This is a genomic window from Candidatus Sodalis sp. SoCistrobi (genome assembly GCF_900143145.1).
GTDB lineage: Bacteria > Pseudomonadota > Gammaproteobacteria > Enterobacterales > Enterobacteriaceae > SoCistrobi.
The window spans coordinates 39451-56324 of sequence record NZ_FRDB01000002.1 but is presented as its reverse complement, the minus strand read 5'-3'; the positions used below and the strand labels follow the sequence as shown (position 1 = coordinate 56324).

General features: G+C 57.6%; 10 protein-coding genes. 5 read left to right on the top strand and 5 right to left on the bottom strand.

Features of this window, described 5'->3' with window-relative positions; all coding sequences use genetic code 11:
* Positions 1–1360, top strand: a 1360-nt coding sequence (locus CINSTRO3249_RS00470; RefSeq protein ID WP_254304262.1) for a flagellar biosynthesis protein FlhF, incomplete at its 5' end; no start/stop codon positions are given.
* A gap of 239 nt (positions 1361–1599) precedes the next feature.
* Here the strand turns inward: CINSTRO3249_RS00470 and acnB are convergent.
* The gene (acnB, locus tag CINSTRO3249_RS00465; RefSeq protein ID WP_074011712.1) at positions 1600–4197 is read right to left on the bottom strand and encodes a bifunctional aconitate hydratase 2/2-methylisocitrate dehydratase; all 2598 of its coding nucleotides are present in this window, start codon (positions 4195–4197) and stop codon (positions 1600–1602) included.
* 491 nt (positions 4198–4688) lie between these two features.
* Here acnB and CINSTRO3249_RS00460 point away from each other — a divergent pair, with 491 nt between their 5' ends.
* From CINSTRO3249_RS00460 to CINSTRO3249_RS00450, 3 genes are all read left to right on the top strand, one after another.
* The gene (locus tag CINSTRO3249_RS00460) at positions 4689–5996 is read left to right on the top strand and encodes a glycoside hydrolase family 18 protein (protein ID WP_074011711.1); all 1308 of its coding nucleotides are present in this window, start codon (positions 4689–4691) and stop codon (positions 5994–5996) included.
* Positions 5997–6044: 48 nt separating this feature from the next.
* Positions 6045–6278 carry a hypothetical protein gene (locus CINSTRO3249_RS00455; RefSeq protein WP_125933080.1) on the top strand — a complete coding sequence of 78 codons (234 nt, stop codon included), beginning with the start codon at positions 6045–6047 and terminating at the stop codon, positions 6276–6278.
* 325 nt (positions 6279–6603) lie between these two features.
* Positions 6604–7623: a hypothetical protein gene (locus CINSTRO3249_RS00450; RefSeq protein WP_074011709.1), complete on the top strand. Its 1020-nt coding sequence runs from the start codon at positions 6604–6606 to the stop codon at positions 7621–7623.
* A 47-nt stretch (positions 7624–7670) separates the two neighbouring features.
* Here CINSTRO3249_RS00450 and lpdA read toward each other — a convergent pair whose 3' ends face one another.
* The 4 genes from lpdA to pdhR all read right to left on the bottom strand — a co-directional run bounded on the left by lpdA (position 7671) and on the right by pdhR (position 14819).
* Positions 7671–9098, bottom strand: a complete 1428-nt coding sequence (lpdA, locus tag CINSTRO3249_RS00445; RefSeq protein WP_074011714.1) for a dihydrolipoyl dehydrogenase — start codon at positions 9096–9098, stop codon at positions 7671–7673.
* A gap of 230 nt (positions 9099–9328) precedes the next feature.
* A complete protein-coding gene (gene aceF / locus CINSTRO3249_RS00440; RefSeq protein ID WP_074011708.1) occupies positions 9329–11245 on the bottom strand; it encodes a pyruvate dehydrogenase complex dihydrolipoyllysine-residue acetyltransferase in 1917 nt (638 codons plus the stop codon).
* A gap of 15 nt (positions 11246–11260) precedes the next feature.
* Positions 11261–13927 carry a pyruvate dehydrogenase (acetyl-transferring), homodimeric type gene (gene aceE / locus CINSTRO3249_RS00435; protein WP_074011707.1) on the bottom strand — a complete coding sequence of 889 codons (2667 nt, stop codon included), beginning with the start codon at positions 13925–13927 and terminating at the stop codon, positions 11261–11263.
* Positions 13928–14054: 127 nt separating this feature from the next.
* Positions 14055–14819, bottom strand: coding sequence for a pyruvate dehydrogenase complex transcriptional repressor PdhR (gene pdhR / locus CINSTRO3249_RS00430; RefSeq protein WP_025423456.1), 765 nt, complete (start codon positions 14817–14819; stop codon positions 14055–14057).
* Positions 14820–15387: 568 nt separating this feature from the next.
* On the opposite strand from pdhR, the gene CINSTRO3249_RS00425 reads away from it, so the two are divergent.
* Complete coding sequence (locus tag CINSTRO3249_RS00425; protein ID WP_074011713.1) at positions 15388–16755, top strand: amino acid permease; 1368 nt, start codon at positions 15388–15390, stop codon at positions 16753–16755.
* The last annotated feature ends 119 nt before the right edge of the window (positions 16756–16874 follow it).

Below are 16874 nucleotides of genomic sequence, written 5' to 3'. Positions count from 1 at the left end.
CATAGGTATCTACACATTTATCGTGATACCTGTTATTACTTTGCAGAATGATTTCAACCTATCTGTTGGCGGGATTGACTCTCGCCTTACCCGCCGATATCAGACGCTGGTTAAACAGCATATGACGCCCGCGGCTCTTCTTGCTTCTGCGGTTAAAGACCTCGCAAGTGCTCAAAAATCAACTTTCGCAACTACCCAAGCTGTCTGGCGTTTTCTGAATAATAAGCGAATTAGCTTCAGTCAACTCAATGAGCCAATTATTTCGCTAGCACTTGAGCAAATTTCGCTTAGCCCGCATCCATACGCTCTCGTTGTTCATGATTGGTCACGTTTACAATTTCTTTACCATCATGCCAAATACGGACGCTTAAAAATGACGCACGGTGGCGATGTTGGATATGAACTTCAAAGCAGCTTGCTGGTTGATGCTGGCACGGGTTTGCCAATAGCGCCTCTATCTCAGACACTTACCGATGCAACCGGTTGTCATTCAACGTTGGCGGAAGGACTGTCCGAACGGCAGACACATATGGACGCCTTGACGACCGATATTGCCCGTGTGGAATCGCTTAATATAGGTAAAAAGCTGATTCATATAATTGATAGAGAGGGTGACTCTATTGGACATATGCGGACGTTGAGTACTCAAGGAATATGCTGGCTTATCCGAGGAAAAGAAGGACATGGTGCAGAGTGGCAAGGTAATTCATTGAAAATTGGTGAGATTGCTGCTCTTCTGCCATACAACGGATGCGGACAGGTAGACTGGAAAGGGAAAAAAGCTGATATGGAAATCAGTGAAACCTCGATAGTCATAACCCGAGCTGCGCAGCAGAAGCGTAAAGATAAAGAAACCGGCCGCCGCATAAAAATCCAACCTGGAGAGCCTCTGACGGTCAGATTGGTTGTTGTTCGGCTTACGGATGATCTCGGTAATGTGGTGGGACGCTGGACGCTGCTTACAAACGTTTGCAGCGAGATCACCTGCGAGGAAGTAGCTCGTTGGTATTACTGGCGCTGGAATATTGAATCATTTTTTAAGTTGCTGAAAGGTGCCGGACATGACGTAGAAACATGGCTTCAGCGCAGCGCGCCAGCCGTACTACGCAGGTTGTTAATAGCCAGTATGGCTGCTGTTCTGGTATGGCGGCTGCAACGCGCTGAAGGAGAAGAAAATGCGGCAGCCCGCCAGCTGATATGTCGCTTGTCAGGACGACAGCAAAAGCGAGGCCGCAGAGAGAGCGCTCCTGCTCTGCTCGCTGGCCTATCCATCTTGTTGAATACACTAAAATTATTATCGGAATATAGTCTGGAAGAACTTACTCATTTAGCGAGAGTTGCTCTTAAGCCTCCTCCCTGATGTGTAGATACCTATGTAAGGGGCGCTGTGCCGTCTTTTTTTGCACACGGCGGTGGAAGATAAACGGATTTTACGCGCTTTTTCCTCGTCAGCCAAAGCCCGATAGCGAGAACCATCCACCGTTGGCGCCGCAGTACATCGCGTACCACGTCCCTCTAAAAAAAACGCCCGTCAGCAGCGACGGGCGGTGGAGGGTTAGCCGAAGCGGTCGGCAGAGATTGCCGCCGACCAGCTACGCGTCAGACCGCGGTTTGGAAAATGACCTGATCGGCTTTATCGGTATATTCGCTGAGACGGTCGAAATTCAGGTAGCGATAGGTATCCACCGCCGTCTGATCCACCATCGCCATCGCCTGCAGATACTCTTCGACCGTCGGTAAACGGCCCAGCAGCGAGGTGACCGCCGCCAGCTCCGCGGAGGCCAGATAGACATCGGCACCGTTGCCCAAACGATTGGGGAAGTTACGGGTCGAGGTCGACACCACCGTGGCACCATCCGTTACCCGCGCCTGGTTACCCATGCACAGCGAACAGCCCGGGATTTCCATGCGCGCACCGCTCTTGCCGAATACGCTGTAGTACCCTTCTTCGGTGAGCTGGGCGGCGTCCATTTTGGTTGGCGGCGCGACCCACAGGCGGGTCGGCAGTTGTCCTTTGTGGCTGTCGAGCAATTTGCCCGCGGCGCGGAAGTGGCCAATATTGGTCATGCAGGAGCCGATAAAGACTTCATCGATTTTGCTCCCGGCAACGTCCGACAGCAAACGGGCATCGTCTGGGTCGTTCGGCGCACACAGGATAGGCTCGTTGATCTCGGCCAGATCGATGTCGATGACCGCGGCATATTCAGCATCCGCATCCGCCGCCAGCAGCGAGGGATTGGCCAGCCAGCTTTCCATGCCGGTAACACGCCGTTCCAGCGTGCGGCGATCGCCGTAACCCTCCGAAATCATCCATTTCAACAGCACGATATTGGAATTCAAATATTCGGTAATGTGCGCCTGATCGAGCTTAATGGTACAACCGGCGGCTGAGCGTTCCGCCGAGGCGTCCGCCAATTCAAACGCCTGTTCCACTTTCAGCTCCGGCAGCCCTTCGATCTCGAGAATGCGGCCGGAGAAAATGTTTTTCTTGCCCTTTTTCTCAACCGTCAGCAGCCCCTGCTTGATGGCGTATAGCGGAATCGCATGCACCAGGTCGCGCAGGGTAATGCCCGGCTGCATGGTACCTTTGAAACGCACCAACACCGATTCAGGCATGTCCAGCGGCATCACCCCGGTCGCGGCGGCAAAGGCCACCAGACCGGACCCTGCCGGGAACGAGATGCCGATCGGGAAGCGAGTGTGGGAATCCCCGCCGGTGCCGACGGTATCGGGCAGCAGCATACGGTTCAGCCAGGAGTGGATGATCCCATCGCCCGGGCGTAAAGAGACGCCACCGCGGTTCATGATAAAGTCCGGCAGGGTATGGTGGGTCTGCACGTCCACCGGCTTGGGATAGGCGGCGGTGTGGCAGAACGACTGCATCACCAGGTCGGCGGAGAAGCCCAGACACGCCAGATCTTTCAATTCATCGCGGGTCATGGGGCCGGTGGTGTCTTGCGATCCGACCGACGTCATTTTCGGCTCGCAATATTGCCCAGGCCGCACGCCCGGCACGCCGCAGGCGCGGCCGACCATTTTCTGCGCCAGCGTGTAGCCTTTGTCGCTGGCGGCGACATCGCGCGCGTGGCGGAAGATGGTGCTCGGGGGAAGCCCCAGCGATTCGCGCGCGCGCGCGGTCAGACCGCGGCCAATGATGAGCGGAATACGGCCGCCGGCGCGCACTTCATCGACCAGCACATCCGTTTTCAGCTCAAAACTGGCCAGCAGCGCGCCGGTGTCATGATGACGCACTTCACCCGCGAAGGGGTAAATATCAATGACGTCGCCCATGTTCAAATCAGAAACGTCCACTTCAATCGGCAGGGCGCCGGCATCTTCCATTGTATTGAAGAAAATCGGCGCGATTTTGCTGCCCAGTACCACGCCGCCGCCGCGTTTGTTCGGCACATAGGGAATATCGTCGCCCATGAACCACAGCACCGAGTTGGTGGCGGATTTGCGCGAGGAACCGGTCCCTACCACATCGCCGACGTAGGCCAGCGGGAAACCTTTGCCGTTCAACGCCTCGATCTGCTGAATGGGGCCCACGTTGCCGGGCTGATCGGGGATAATGCCGTCACGGGCGTTCTTCAGCATCGCCAGGGCATGCAGGGGAATATCCGGCCGCGACCAGGCGTCGGGCGCCGGCGAGAGGTCATCGGTATTGGTTTCGCCGGTGACCTTGAAAACGGTAACGGTCATTTTTTCCGCCAGCGGCGGACGGGATAAGAACCATTCCGCCTCGGCCCAGGATGCCATGACGTCCTGGGCATGGGTATTGCCGGCGCGGGCTTTTTCTTCCACATCATAGAAATTGTCGAACATCAGCAGCATCGGCTTTAGCGCGCGCGCGGCGAGGGGCGCCAGCGCGTCATTATCCAGCGCGTCCACCAGCGGCAAAATGTTGTAGCCGCCTTGCATGGTGCCCAGCAGTTCAATGGCCTTTTCCGCCGTCACCAACGGAGACTGCGCCTCACCCTTGGCAACGGCCGCGAGGAAACCCGCTTTCACGTAAGCTGCTTCGTCCACGCCTGGGGGGACCCGATTGGTCAGCAGATCCAGCAAATAGGCTTCTTCACCCGCCGGCGGGTTTTTTAGCACTTCAACCAGCGCCGCCATTTGTGCGGCATCGAGAGGCTTAGGGGCAATGCCCTGTGCAGCACGCTCGGCAACGTGCTTACGATAATCTTCTAGCACGACGTTCTCCTCGCTTTCATTGTCATAGGTAGTGCCTGGCTTTCCATACCTCACCGGCGATACTTTTTTTAGAAAAGGTTTGTTGTTATCCGGCTGGGCAAGCGCCAGTTTATCAGTATTTAACCGCCTTGTTAATTTGTTTACATAAAAGCAACATGATATTTGGCCGAAACGATAAGGCTTTAGCGACTTATATCAAGGCGGGCAGCAGCACCGCGCTAGGCGCGAACCGCCGGGCAAATCACTTTGACATGAAAGCCTGCCGAAGCAAAGCGCCAGCGCCCACCTTGGCGTCAAGGTTATCGCCAGCGCGGCATAGCGAGGGCAATTTCGCGCCGCGCCGCGCCGCCCCGCCCCCGCGCTACCCTGCTGTCCCTCTGCTGTCTGCCGCTGCGCTTTCGTTCAAGAGTTAATGCCTAACGTCCCCTTTTTTTTCATCAATACTCCTCTGGCGCGCGCGCAATTATTAATTCCAACAGTAAGGAGACTGAATGAACACCCTTTTTATGCCCTATCTGGACGTGTCGGTTAACGCAAAATGGGACGAGGGAGAGGCATTTCGCGCAGGACGTCCCAACCCCCTATATGCCGAACTCGCGGCCGCCTTGAAAACCGATGGCCTAACGCTGTCTTTCATTACGCTTGGTCAAGATAATACGCCCTGCTGGTCCGGGCAAACCGCTACCCCTTTAGACTGGGCTAAACCGCTTACCGATGCCTTGGCCGACGCCGGGCTGGGCTTTAATTTGTCCTTCGGAGGCGCTAGCAATACGGATATCTCCAGCGTCCTTTCCGAAGATGAGTTGCTGGAGGCTTATCGCCAGGCGATTGCGCTTTATCAGCCGCGAGGCCTGGATTTTGACTTAGAGAACAACCAGTTTGACATTGGGAAAATCAGCGCGGCGCTGGCCCGGTTGCAGCCGGACTATCCGAATGTGCAGCTGTCGCTGACGCTTCCGACGCTGCCGACCGGACTGTCGCCTGAGCAATTTGCTCTGGTAGAGCAATTGGCTACCGCAAACGTGGATTTTATCATTAACGCCATGGCGATGGATTATTTCGAGCCCGGCGTTGCCGGCGAAATGGGCCAGGCGGCGAAAGAGGCGGCAATGAATATCGCGGCCCAGTTGGAGACGCTCTATCCCGATCTCTCCGAGAAAGCGCGATTCGCAAAAATCGGCGTGACGCCAATGATCGGCCGCAACGACGATGGCACCATATTTACCCTCGACAATGCCTTTAACGTCGGCGCCTTTGCCGCTCAGCAGGGATTATCGATGCTATCGCATTGGTCGCTGAACCGTGACAATCCCTCCGATCACGGATATGTGGATAGCGAGAGCAGCAGCAATCCTGAGCAGCGCGTGACCGGCGAATACACCAGCAGCTTCCTGGCGGGCGCGTCGAGTGTGCCATTGCCTATGTTGCCCGATGTGGTACAAGTGGTCGACGCACAGCGGAAAACGTCGCCGGTCGACATTACCTCATCGCCGCATTGGCGGGCGAAAGAGATTGAAGCCGCCGTCGCCAGCGCATTGTCCGCCTCAACGCCAGCCGAGGAAGCGCCGGCATGCGATCTCGTCGCCTCAGCCGAGCAGGGCGCTGACGAGACTGACGGCGCCGAGATCCCGGCCGCCCTCGCGGGCAATATCGCCGCCGCCGCCGAGCAAACCGCTGACGAGGCCGCGCTGGCCGCTGCCGCGACTGACGGCGCACCGATCCCGGCCGCTGTGGCGGGCAGTATCGCCGCCGCCGCTGAGCAGGCCGACATCCCCGACGCCAACGTGACGCAAGATTAAGCCGTTGTCAGCGCCGTCGCCACCGCACAGAGCGACGTGCCCGCTGCGGTGATGACTGCCGCCGCCGACAGCCTTTTGCCGAGCGCTCGCGCCGCTGAAACCGACGCTGAAGTCAACGTCGGAGTCGAGGCTGGCGTTGCAACCGCCGCCGTCGCCGCAACGGCAACCAAAGAGGAGGCTAAAGCTGAAGCCTCCGCCGCAACGGCAACCGAAGCCGAGGCTAAAGCTGAAACCGTCGCCGCATCGGCAACCGAAGCAGAAGCCGAAGCGATGGCGTCCTAACGCTTCGTCGCCGCACAAGGCCCAACGCCCGCCCAATCCCCGTCGGCATGCCGGTAGTTGTCCTGGGGGGCGTTGTTTCGGTCTGACGGGGCGCGACCCGCTTCAGTCCAAAAGCGAAACGCCGCCTTATCCTCACTGACCGCGGCCTATCATCAGCCGTTTCACCCTTCAACAAAGGCCGCATCGTTACCCCGGCCGCCTGCCTACCGCCCCTGCCGGCCGGGCCGATCGAGTTGCAAAAAGCGATTGGCAACGACAATAACGGTTTGCCAATCGCGGGGGGTTGGCATTAGATGGTTGCCCATTACGACGGAGGCATCATGATATGGATATCATCTCTTCTCTCCCTCTCAGCACTATTCTGAACAGCGGTTTTGCACTCAACAGCGGGCGTATTGCGCGCATTATCCAGGCCCGAACGCTGGAAGACGCCAGCCATATGGGGCTTGTCGATCGGCTGTTTGATAAATTTCTGCGCAAGGGGGGCAAACGCGCGGCCATCGCCCGGCTATACCGGCAAATCAGCCAGCCCGGCACCGGCGAGCCGCGGGATCTCTCACCGGCGGCGGTGGTTGCCCGTTTTATGCAGTTGCGCGCCTTTGCCAACAGCGAGTACCGTAGCGCTTTTCAGCTGGCACTGCGCTACGATCCACTCGAGCAGGCGCCCTGGTCTTATCTGCTGCAGATCGGCAATTATCGGATCTATCAATCGCCGCCGCTGGATTACCGTCTGGATCATCAGTTCGCTGAAGTTTGCACAATGAAAGTCTGCCAGTCGCTGGACGATGCGCTGATGGAAGTCCATGACCAGCTGACGCCGGAACGGTATATCCAATCGCAAGTCGAAAGTATGGCCGACGCGCCGGCGGTGCGGCAAAAAGTCCTTGCCGTGCTTGACGATCCCGCCTACGGCCGCGCGAACCTGGTACGCATTACCGACAGTGACGATAGCACCTGTTTTCTGGCGCATTTTCGCCATGATGTGCTGGCACTTGCCAACCGCTGCGCCACCCACGATGAATTTCGCGGCCGCCGGTTAAAAACGGCGCTGCTGGAAACCGACTACGTTGATTTGCGGGCGCTTTGCCGCGACAGCTACCTGACCAAAGAGGATGCGCTGTTGAAATACCTCGCCAGACCGCATTTGCTGCAGCTGGTTGACTACATCGGCGATGCGGTTTATCGCCCGGAGGTGAGACAGCTATTATCGGGTTTTCCGGTGGGCAAAACGACCGCCTGTGAATTATTCAATCTGGCGCAGCCTGATTACGGCGATAGCGACGGGCGTCTGGCCCAGCCCGATTACGGCGATAGCGACGGGCGGCAAGCGCGCATGACGCAATAAGAAAGGCGCCCGCAGGCGCCTTTGTTTTGCCACAGAGCGCAGAAAAATTATTTCTTTTTCTTCGCTTTGGCGTTGGGCAGATCGGTAATGGTACCTTCGTACACTTCCGCCGCCAGCCCTACCGATTCGTGCAGCGTGGGGTGCGCATGGATGGTCAGCGCAATATCTTCCGCGTCGCAGCCCATTTCGATTGCCAAACCGATTTCGCCCAGCAGCTCGCCGCCGTTAACGCCGACCACGGCGCCGCCGATGACCCGGTGGCTTTCTTTATCGAAAATCAGCTTGGTCATACCGTCCTGGCAGTCGGAAGCGATGGCGCGCCCGGAGGCCGCCCACGGGAACGTGGCGACTTCGTAGCTGATGCCTTTTTCTTTCGCTTCTTTTTCCGTCAGGCCGACCCATGCCACTTCCGGCTCGGTATAAGCGATAGACGGAATGACTTTAGGATCGAAATAGTGTTTTTTGCCGGCGATGACTTCCGCCGCCACGTGGCCCTCGTGGGTGCCTTTGTGCGCCAGCATCGGTTGGCCGACGATATCGCCGATAGCGTAAATGTGCGGCACATTGGTGCGCATTTGTTTGTCGACGCGGATAAAGCCGCGATCGTCCACCTCAACCCCGGCCTGGCCGGCATCCAGCAGCTTGCCGTTCGGCACGCGGCCGATGGCGATCAGCACGGCGTCATAGCGCTGGGCTTCCGACGGCGCTTTTTTTCCTTCCATGCTGACATACACGCCGTCTTCCCGGGCTTCCACCGCGGTGACTTTGGTTTCCAGCATCAGGTTGAATTGGGAACTGATGCGCTTGGTGAACACTTTCACCACGTCTTTATCGGCCGCCGGGATGACCTGATCAAACATTTCCACCACGTCGATTTCCGAACCCAGCGCGTGGTAAACGGTGGCCATTTCCAGACCGATAATCCCGCCACCCATCACCAGCAGACGCTCTGGCACCGACGTCAGGGCGAGCGCATCGGTAGAATCCCATACGCGGGGATCATCATGGGGGATAAACGGCAGCTGGGTCGGGCGCGAGCCCGCGGCGATAATGGCATTGTCAAAGGTGACGGTGGTGGTACCGTTCTCGCCTTCCACTTGCAGCGTGTTGGCGCCGGTGAATTTACCGTAACCGTTTACCACCTTCACCTTACGCGCTTTGGCCATACCGGTCAGGCCGCCGGTCAGCTGATTGACCACCTTTTCCTTCCAGGTGCGCACTTTGTCGATATCGGTTTGCGGCTCGCCAAAGACGATACCGTTTTTGCTCAGCGCCTTGGCCTCTTCGATAACCTTAGCGACGTGCAATAATGCTTTGGAGGGGATACAGCCTACGTTCAGGCAAACCCCGCCGAGGGTGGAATAACGCTCCACCAGGACGGTCTCCAGACCTAAATCCGCACAGCGGAATGCCGCGGAATACCCGCCCGGGCCCGCCCCAAGTACCACGACCTGAGTTTTTATTTCAGTACTCATCATGACCTCTTAGTTGATTGTCCGGCGGGTCAGACGTCTATTTTATCGCCTGTGTTTGCATAACGCGCTGTGTCCACCGGGACGTCTCCATCGCGCATAGTTTACAGAAATGTTAATAGACTGCAAATTATGTGACGACGGCGCATGTTTAGTTGGTACCGCCGACGACCCCTTCGCCACCGGCGGCGGCGCAGAAACAAGCAGGCCGGCCCGCGGGCCGGCCTGGAGGGTTACATGACCAAGCGACGGATATCAGACATCACGTTGTTGATGAAGCTGATAAAACGCGCACCTTCGGCGCCGTCGATGACCCGGTGGTCATAGGACAGCGACAGCGGCAGCATCAGTCGCGGCGCAAACTCTTTACCGTTCCACACCGGTTTCATTGCCGATTTGGACACGCCGAGTATCGCCACTTCCGGCGCATTGACGATAGGCGTGAACGCCGTACCGCCGATGCCGCCCAAACTGGAGATGGTGAAGCAGCCGCCCTGCATATCCGACGAAGTCAGTTTGCCGGCGCGGGCCTTTTTGGAGATCTCCGTCAGCTCGCGCGACAGCTCTACAATGCCTTTCTTGTTCACATCGCGGAACACCGGCACGACCAGACCGTTCGGCGTATCAACCGCCACGCCGATATTGATGTATTTCTTCAGCGTCAGTTTCTGGGCGTCCGCCGACAGCGAGCTGTTAAAACGCGGCAGCTCTTCCAAGGCCTTGGCAACCGCTTTCATGATAAACACCAGCGGGGTGATTTTCACATCCAGCTTTTTCTTCTCGGCTTCGGCGTTCTGCTGTTTGCGGAAGGCTTCCACTTCGGTGATATCGGCCTCATCGAACTGGGTCACATGGGGGATCATGACCCAGTTGCGGTGCAGGTTGGCGCCGGAGATTTTCTGGATCCGGCCCAGCTCCACCTCTTCGGTGTCGCCGAACTTGCTGAAGTCCACCTTCGGCCACGGCAGCAGCCCCGGCAGCGAACCGCCGCCGGCAGCGGCAGGCGCGGCCTCGGCGCGTTTAACCGCCTCTTTGACGTAAGTCTGGATATCTTCACGCAGGATACGGCCTTTGCGCCCGGTGCCCTTCACCTTCGCCAGGTTGACGCCGAACTCGCGCGCCAGACGGCGAATTACCGGGGTGGCGTGCACATAGGCATCGTTTTCGGCAAATTCACCTTTGCCTGCGGACGACGACGGGGCGGCAGCCGCGCTTTTGTTGGCGTCGGATGCCGGCGCAGGGGCCACAGCCGCGGCGCTTTCCTTGGTGGCGGCCGGGGCCGGGGCAGCGCCTTCCACCTCGAACACCATAATTTGCGAACCGGTGCTGACCTTGTCGCCGACGTTAATCTTGATCTCTTTGACGATACCCGCGAACGGCGCCGGCACCTCCATCGATGCTTTGTCACCTTCCACGGTAATCAGCGACTGCTCGGCGCTTATCTTATCGCCCACCTTGACCATGACCTCGGTGACTTCCACTTCATCGCCGCCGATATCCGGGACATTAACTTCTTTGTTGCCGCCGGATTGAGCAGGCGCGCTCTGCTGCTGCGCCTGCGGCGCTTCGGCCTCGGCCGGTGCCGCATCGCTGCCGCCACCGGCGACCTCGAACACCATGATAAGCGAACCGGTGTTCACTTTATCGCCGGTATTGACCTTCAGTTCTTTAACCGTGCCCGCAAACGGTGCCGGCACTTCCATCGACGCCTTATCGCCCTCGACGGTGATAAGCGACTGCTCGGCCTCGACCTTATCGCCGACCTTCACCAGCACCTCGGTGACTTCCACCTCGTCGCCGCCGATATCGGGAACGTTAACGTCCTGATTCTGTGCGGCACCGCCCGCGGCGGCCGGTTTGGCCTCCGGCGCGCTGGCGTCCTGCTGCGGCGCGGCAGCGGGTTTTTCGGCGGCGCCTTCTGCCGCCTCAAAGGTCATTATCAGTTTGCCGGTGGCGACCTTGTCACCTACCGCGACCTTGATGTCTTTTACCACCCCCGCCTGCGGCGAGGGCACTTCCATGGAGGCTTTATCCCCTTCCACGGTAATCAGCGACTGCTCGGCTTCAACCTTATCGCCCACGCTGACCAGGACCTCGGTGACTTCCACTTCATCTGTACCGATATCCGGTACGTTGATTTCAATAGCCATGATTTACTCTACCTCTTACGCCAGACGCGGGTTGACTTTGTCAGCATCGATGCCGAATTTGCTGATGGCCTGCGCCACCACATCAGCGCCGATATCGCCGCGTTTGGCCAACTCGCCCAGCGCCGCAACCACAACATAGCTGGCGTCCACTTCAAAGTGATGACGCAGATTCTCGCGGCTGTCGGAACGGCCAAAACCGTCGGTGCCCAGAACGCGGAATTCGCTGGCAGGAATAAAGTTGCGGATCTGCTCGGCGAACAGTTTCATATAGTCGGTGGACGCTACCGCCGGCGCTTCGTTAAGCACGGTGGCCACATAAGGCACGCGCGGGGTTTCGGTTGGGTGCAGCATGTTCCAGCGCTCGCAATCCTGGCCGTCGCGCGCCAGTTCGGTGAACGAGGTCACGCTGTACACATCGGAGCCGACACCATAGTCTTTCGCCAGGATCTGCGCCGCTTCGCGCACGTGGCGCAGAATGGCGCCAGAGCCCATCAGCTGCACTTTGCCTTTGCTGCCCTCCAGCGTTTCAAGCTTGTAGATCCCCTTGCGAATACCCTCTTCCGCGCCTTTCGGCATGGCGGGCATGGCGTAGTTTTCGTTCAGCGTGGTCAGATAGTAGTAAACGTTTTCCGGCTTATCACCGTACATGCGGGTTAAACCGTCATGCATGATGACCGCGACTTCATAGGCATAGGCCGGATCGTAGGAGATGCAGTTCGGGATGGTCAGCGACTGGATATGGCTGTGGCCGTCTTCGTGCTGCAAGCCTTCACCGTTCAGCGTCGTGCGCCCCGAGGTGCCGCCGATAAGGAAGCCGCGCGCCTGCTGGTCGCCCGCCGCCCAGCACAGATCGCCGATCCGCTGGAAACCGAACATCGAGTAATAGATGTAGAACGGAATCATCGGCAAATCGTTGGTGCTGTAGGAGGTCGCCGCCGCCAGCCAGGAGGAGGCCGCACCCAGCTCGTTGATCCCTTCTTGCAGGATCTGCCCTTTTTCGTCTTCACGGTAATAGGCGACCTGCTCGCGATCCTGCGGCGTGTACTGCTGACCGTTGGGGCTGTAGATGCCTATCTGGCGGAAAAGACCTTCCATGCCGAAGGTACGGGCTTCGTCGGCAATGATCGGGACCAGACGATCTTTGATCGACTTGTTCTTTAACATCACATTCAGCACGCGAACAAAAGCGATGGTGGTGGAAATTTCTTTCTTCTGCTCTTCCAGCAGCGGCGCAAAGTCCTCAAGCGTCGGCAGTTCCAGCGGCTTGGTGAAATCCTTCAGGCGGCTCGGCAGATAGCCGTGCAGCGCTTTGCGGCGCTCGTGCAAATAGCTATGCTCTTCGGACCCTTCGTCAAACGTGATGTAGGGCAGCGCTTCAATCTTTTCGTCGGTAATGGTGCTCAGGTTGAAACGATCGCGGAAGTAACGCACCCCTTCCATGTTCATTTTCTTCACCTGATGGGCAATGTTCATGCCTTCCGCGGTCACACCCATGCCGTAGCCTTTAATGGTGTGCGCCAGGATCACCACGGGCTTGCCGGTGGTTTTCTTGGCCTTTTGCAAAGCGGCATAAATTTTCTTCGGATCGTGGCCGCCACGGTTAAGCGCCCAAATCTCGTCGTCGCTCATGTCTTTCACTAACGCTGCGGTTTCCGGGTATTTACCAAAGAAGTGCTCGCGGACGTAGGCGCCGTTTTTCGATTTAAAGGTTTGATAGTCGCCGTCAACGGTTTCGTTCATCAGCTGAATCAGCTTGCCGGAGGTGTCTTTGCGCAGCAGCTCATCCCAGCGGCTGCCCCAGACCACTTTGATCACTTCCCAGCCGGCGCCGCCAAATACGCCTTCCAGCTCGTTGATGATCTTGCCGTTACCGGTGACCGGGCCGTCCAGACGCTGCAGGTTACAGTTAATGATGAATACCAGGTTGTCCAGCTTCTCGCGGGTCGCGATGGTGATGGCGCCCTTGGATTCCGGCTCGTCCATCTCGCCGTCGCCCAGGAAGGCGTACACGGTCTGATTGCTGGTGTCCTTCAGCGCGCGGTGGTCCAAATATTTAAGGAATTTTGCCTGATAGATAGCGCTTATCGGGCCGAGGCCCATCGACACCGTCGGGAACTGCCAGAACTCCGGCATCAGCTTCGGATGCGGATAGGATGACAACCCTTTACCGTGCACTTCCTGGCGGAAGTTGTTCATCTGATCTTCGCTCAGACGACCTTCAAGGAAGGCGCGGGCGTACACGCCGGGGGAGATGTGCCCCTGGAAATAGACCAGGTCGCCGCCGTCTTTGTCGTTGCGCGCGCGGAAGAAATGGTTGAAGCACACTTCATAAATGGTGGCGGACGACTGGAATGACGCCATGTGGCCGCCCAGTTCCAAATCTTTCTTCGACGCGTGCAGCACGGTCATCACGGCATTCCAGCGAATAGCGGAACGGATACGGCGCTCAAGTTCCAGATTGCCGGGATACTCAGGCTCCTCTTCGACCGGAATCGTGTTGATGTAGTTGCGTCCGGCGGCACCTTGCGCAATGCTTACCCCACCTTTACGCGCTTCATCCAGCACCTGATCAATCAGGAATTGCGCGCGTTCAATACCTTCTTCACGGATTACCGATTCGATCGCCTGGAGCCAGTCGCGTGTTTCGATCGGATCCACGTCATTGTACAAACGTTCTGACATGGTGGTGTTCCTTATCTATCTTTAATATTGGTTTAGTTGGAGCCTGTCTTCCTATGCTCTGGCCGTCAGAACATACGAAGACAGGCCCATAGCTTCTGCTGCCGCGTGGGCCGCCGTTCCCGGAGGCTTAATCCTTGCGTTGCTGGAGACGTCGAAGCGATCGTTCGCGCCGGCTATGTTCCCGGCCAAGGTCCAGCAAAATTTCCTCAATAAACGCCAGATGGCGATGTGACGCCTCGCGCGCCTTTTCCGGCTCGCGCGCAACTATCGCCGCGAAAATTCCGGCGCGGTGGCTGCTCACCTGCGCCAGCATTTCCCGGCGCGAGTAAAGCAATTCAAAATTCTGACGCACGTTGTTTTCCAGCATCGGCCCCATGCAGCGCACCAGATGTAATAAAACCGCATTATGCGCGGCTTCGGTGACGGCAATTTGATAATTCATGACGGCATCCGCTTCCGCGTCGAGATCGCCGCTGTCCTGCGCCGCCTGAATCGCCTGATGGCATTCACGGATATGCTCGAAATCCTGCTCGGTACCGCGCAGCGCCGCATAATAGGCGGCAATCCCTTCAAGGGCGTGGCGGGTTTCCAACAGGTCGTATTGCGATTCAGGGTGCTCCGCCAACAATTCAGTCAGTGGATCGCTGAAGCTTTGCCATAAATTGCTTTGCACAAACGTCCCTCCGCCCTGCCGACGCAGCAGCAGGCCTTTGGCTTCCAATCGCTGGATGGCTTCCCGCAGCGAGGGGCGGGATACGTCAAACTGCTTGGCCAGTTCACGCTCGGGGGGCAGTTTTTCGCCGGGGCGTAGCGTCCCTTCCAGAATCAAATATTCCAACTGTTGTTCTATGACATCCGATAACTTGGGTTGGCGGATCTTACTATAGGCCATTTCTTATCTTCTCAGCGGATGGCGCGGAGTCAATTGGTAATACCAATTACATTTACACGGTGCTAAAAGTAACAAAGTATTCACCTTCTGTCTATCCTGGCTTTGACCTAAATCATCAAATCGCGCACATTCTCACAAAAGCCTTACATCTGTGCTGCGCCAGGCCCGTCCGACAGCACAATCGTGTTTACGTTACAAAAGGTTATTAACCTCTGTGAAACCTAATCTGCGCCCGGCAAAGAGATTTCCCTGCGCGTTTGAGCCAAAAAACCGCTGGGAAATGCATAACCATGCACGCCCGGGATCACTCTGCCAAGGGCAGCGGTTTTCGCGCTAAGGCAACCTTCGTTGTCCGCCTGTCGACGTGCGCGATTTATTACTTAGCCACCATCATAAATCCCGTGCAAACCTTCCCAAATATCACTATTCTGTTGCCCGCGACAGCCCGGACGCGAAATTACCACGCCGCGGCGCGTAAATTAAAACGTACAACAACCGTAACCGTGGACAGACACAGCGCAGGCCGGCATCCAGGTACTTGCCCGCCTTAACGACAGAGGATTCGATGATGGAAGGTCAACAGCGCGATGAGACGCTGAAACGCGGGCTAAAAAACCGCCATATACAGCTCATTGCTTTGGGCGGGGCGATTGGCACCGGCCTGTTTCTGGGGATTGCACAAACCATACAAATGGCCGGACCTTCGGTTATTTTGGGCTATGCCATCGGCGGTTTTATCGCTTTCCTTATTATGCGCCAGCTGGGCGAGATGGTGGTGGAAGAGCCGGTAGCGGGCTCGTTTAGCCACTTTGCCTATAAATACTGGGGTAATTTCGCCGGTTTCGCCTCCGGCTGGAACTATTGGGTGCTCTATGTTCTGGTGGCGATGGCGGAATTGTCCGCGGTCGGCATCTATATGCAATATTGGTGGCCCGGGCTGCCGACCTGGGTATCGGCGGCGGTGTTTTTCCTGCTGATTAATGCCATCAACCTGGCCAACGTAAAGCTTTACGGTGAAATGGAATTCTGGTTTGCCATTATCAAGGTTGCCGCTATCGTCGCGATGATCGTGTTTGGCGCCTGGCTGCTGCTCAGCGGACGTGGCGGCCCAGAGGCCAGCGTCAGCAATTTATGGGCGCAGGGAGGCTTTTTCCCACACGGCGGCAAAGGGTTGCTGATGGCCATGGCGGTCATCATGTTTTCCTTTGGCGGTCTGGAGCTGGTGGGGATTACCGCCGCCGAGGCCGACGACCCGACGCGCAGTATTCCTAAAGCCACCAATCAGGTCATTTACCGCATCCTGATATTCTACATCGGCGCGCTAGCGATCCTGCTTTCGCTCTACCCCTGGACCAAAGTGGTGGAGGGTGGCAGCCCGTTTGTCCTGATCTTCCAGGCCCTGAACAGCTACTGGGTGGCCAATATCCTTAATCTGGTGGTCTTGACCGCCGCGCTGTCGGTCTATAACAGCTGCGTTTACAGTAATAGCCGCATGCTGTACGGTCTGGCCCGTCAAGGCAATGGCCCGCAATCGCTGGCGAAAGTCGACCGCCGCGGCGTGCCGGTGGCCGCGCTGGGCGTTTCGGCGGTGGCGACCGCGATTTGCGTGTTGCTTAATTATTTCATGCCCGGCGAGGCGTTTGGTCTGCTGATGGCGCTGGTGGTGTCAGCACTGGTGATCAATTGGAGCATGATCAGCCTGGCGCATTGGAAATTCCGCCGCAAAAAAATGCAACAGGGCGCCGTCCCGCGTTTTCCGGCGCTGTGGTATCCGGTGGGCAACGGTCTTTGTTTGCTCTTCATGGCGGGTATTCTGGCGATTATGTTGCTCACCCCGGGCATGGCGATTTCGGTGTATTTGATTCCGGTATGGTTGGTGGTGTTGGGCATCGGCTTCGCACTGAAAACCTCCGGCCAGCGCGCAGCCGCACGCTGATCCCCGGTCCCCGCGCCGGCCGGTATTACCGTGTCGGCGACCGGCGCTATTCCGTGCCAACGACCGGCGCTATTCCGTGCCAACGACCGGCAGTATTCCGTGCCGGCGACCGGCGGGCA

Bases quoted from the DNA above. Each gene is read 5' to 3' on its own strand.
- CINSTRO3249_RS00460 (WP_074011711.1), top strand. From the start codon at position 4,689: ATGAACACCCTTTTTATGCCCTATCTGGACGTGTCGGTTAACGCAAAA.
- CINSTRO3249_RS00450 (WP_074011709.1), top strand. From the start codon at position 6,604: ATGGATATCATCTCTTCTCTCCCTCTCAGCACTATTCTGAACAGCGGT.
- lpdA (WP_074011714.1), bottom strand. From the start codon at position 9,098: ATGAGTACTGAAATAAAAACTCAGGTCGTGGTACTTGGGGCGGGCCCG.
- aceF (WP_074011708.1), bottom strand. From the start codon at position 11,245: ATGGCTATTGAAATCAACGTACCGGATATCGGTACAGATGAAGTGGAA.
- aceE (WP_074011707.1), bottom strand. From the start codon at position 13,927: ATGTCAGAACGTTTGTACAATGACGTGGATCCGATCGAAACACGCGAC.
- pdhR (WP_025423456.1), bottom strand. From the start codon at position 14,819: ATGGCCTATAGTAAGATCCGCCAACCCAAGTTATCGGATGTCATAGAA.
- CINSTRO3249_RS00425 (WP_074011713.1), top strand. From the start codon at position 15,388: ATGGAAGGTCAACAGCGCGATGAGACGCTGAAACGCGGGCTAAAAAAC.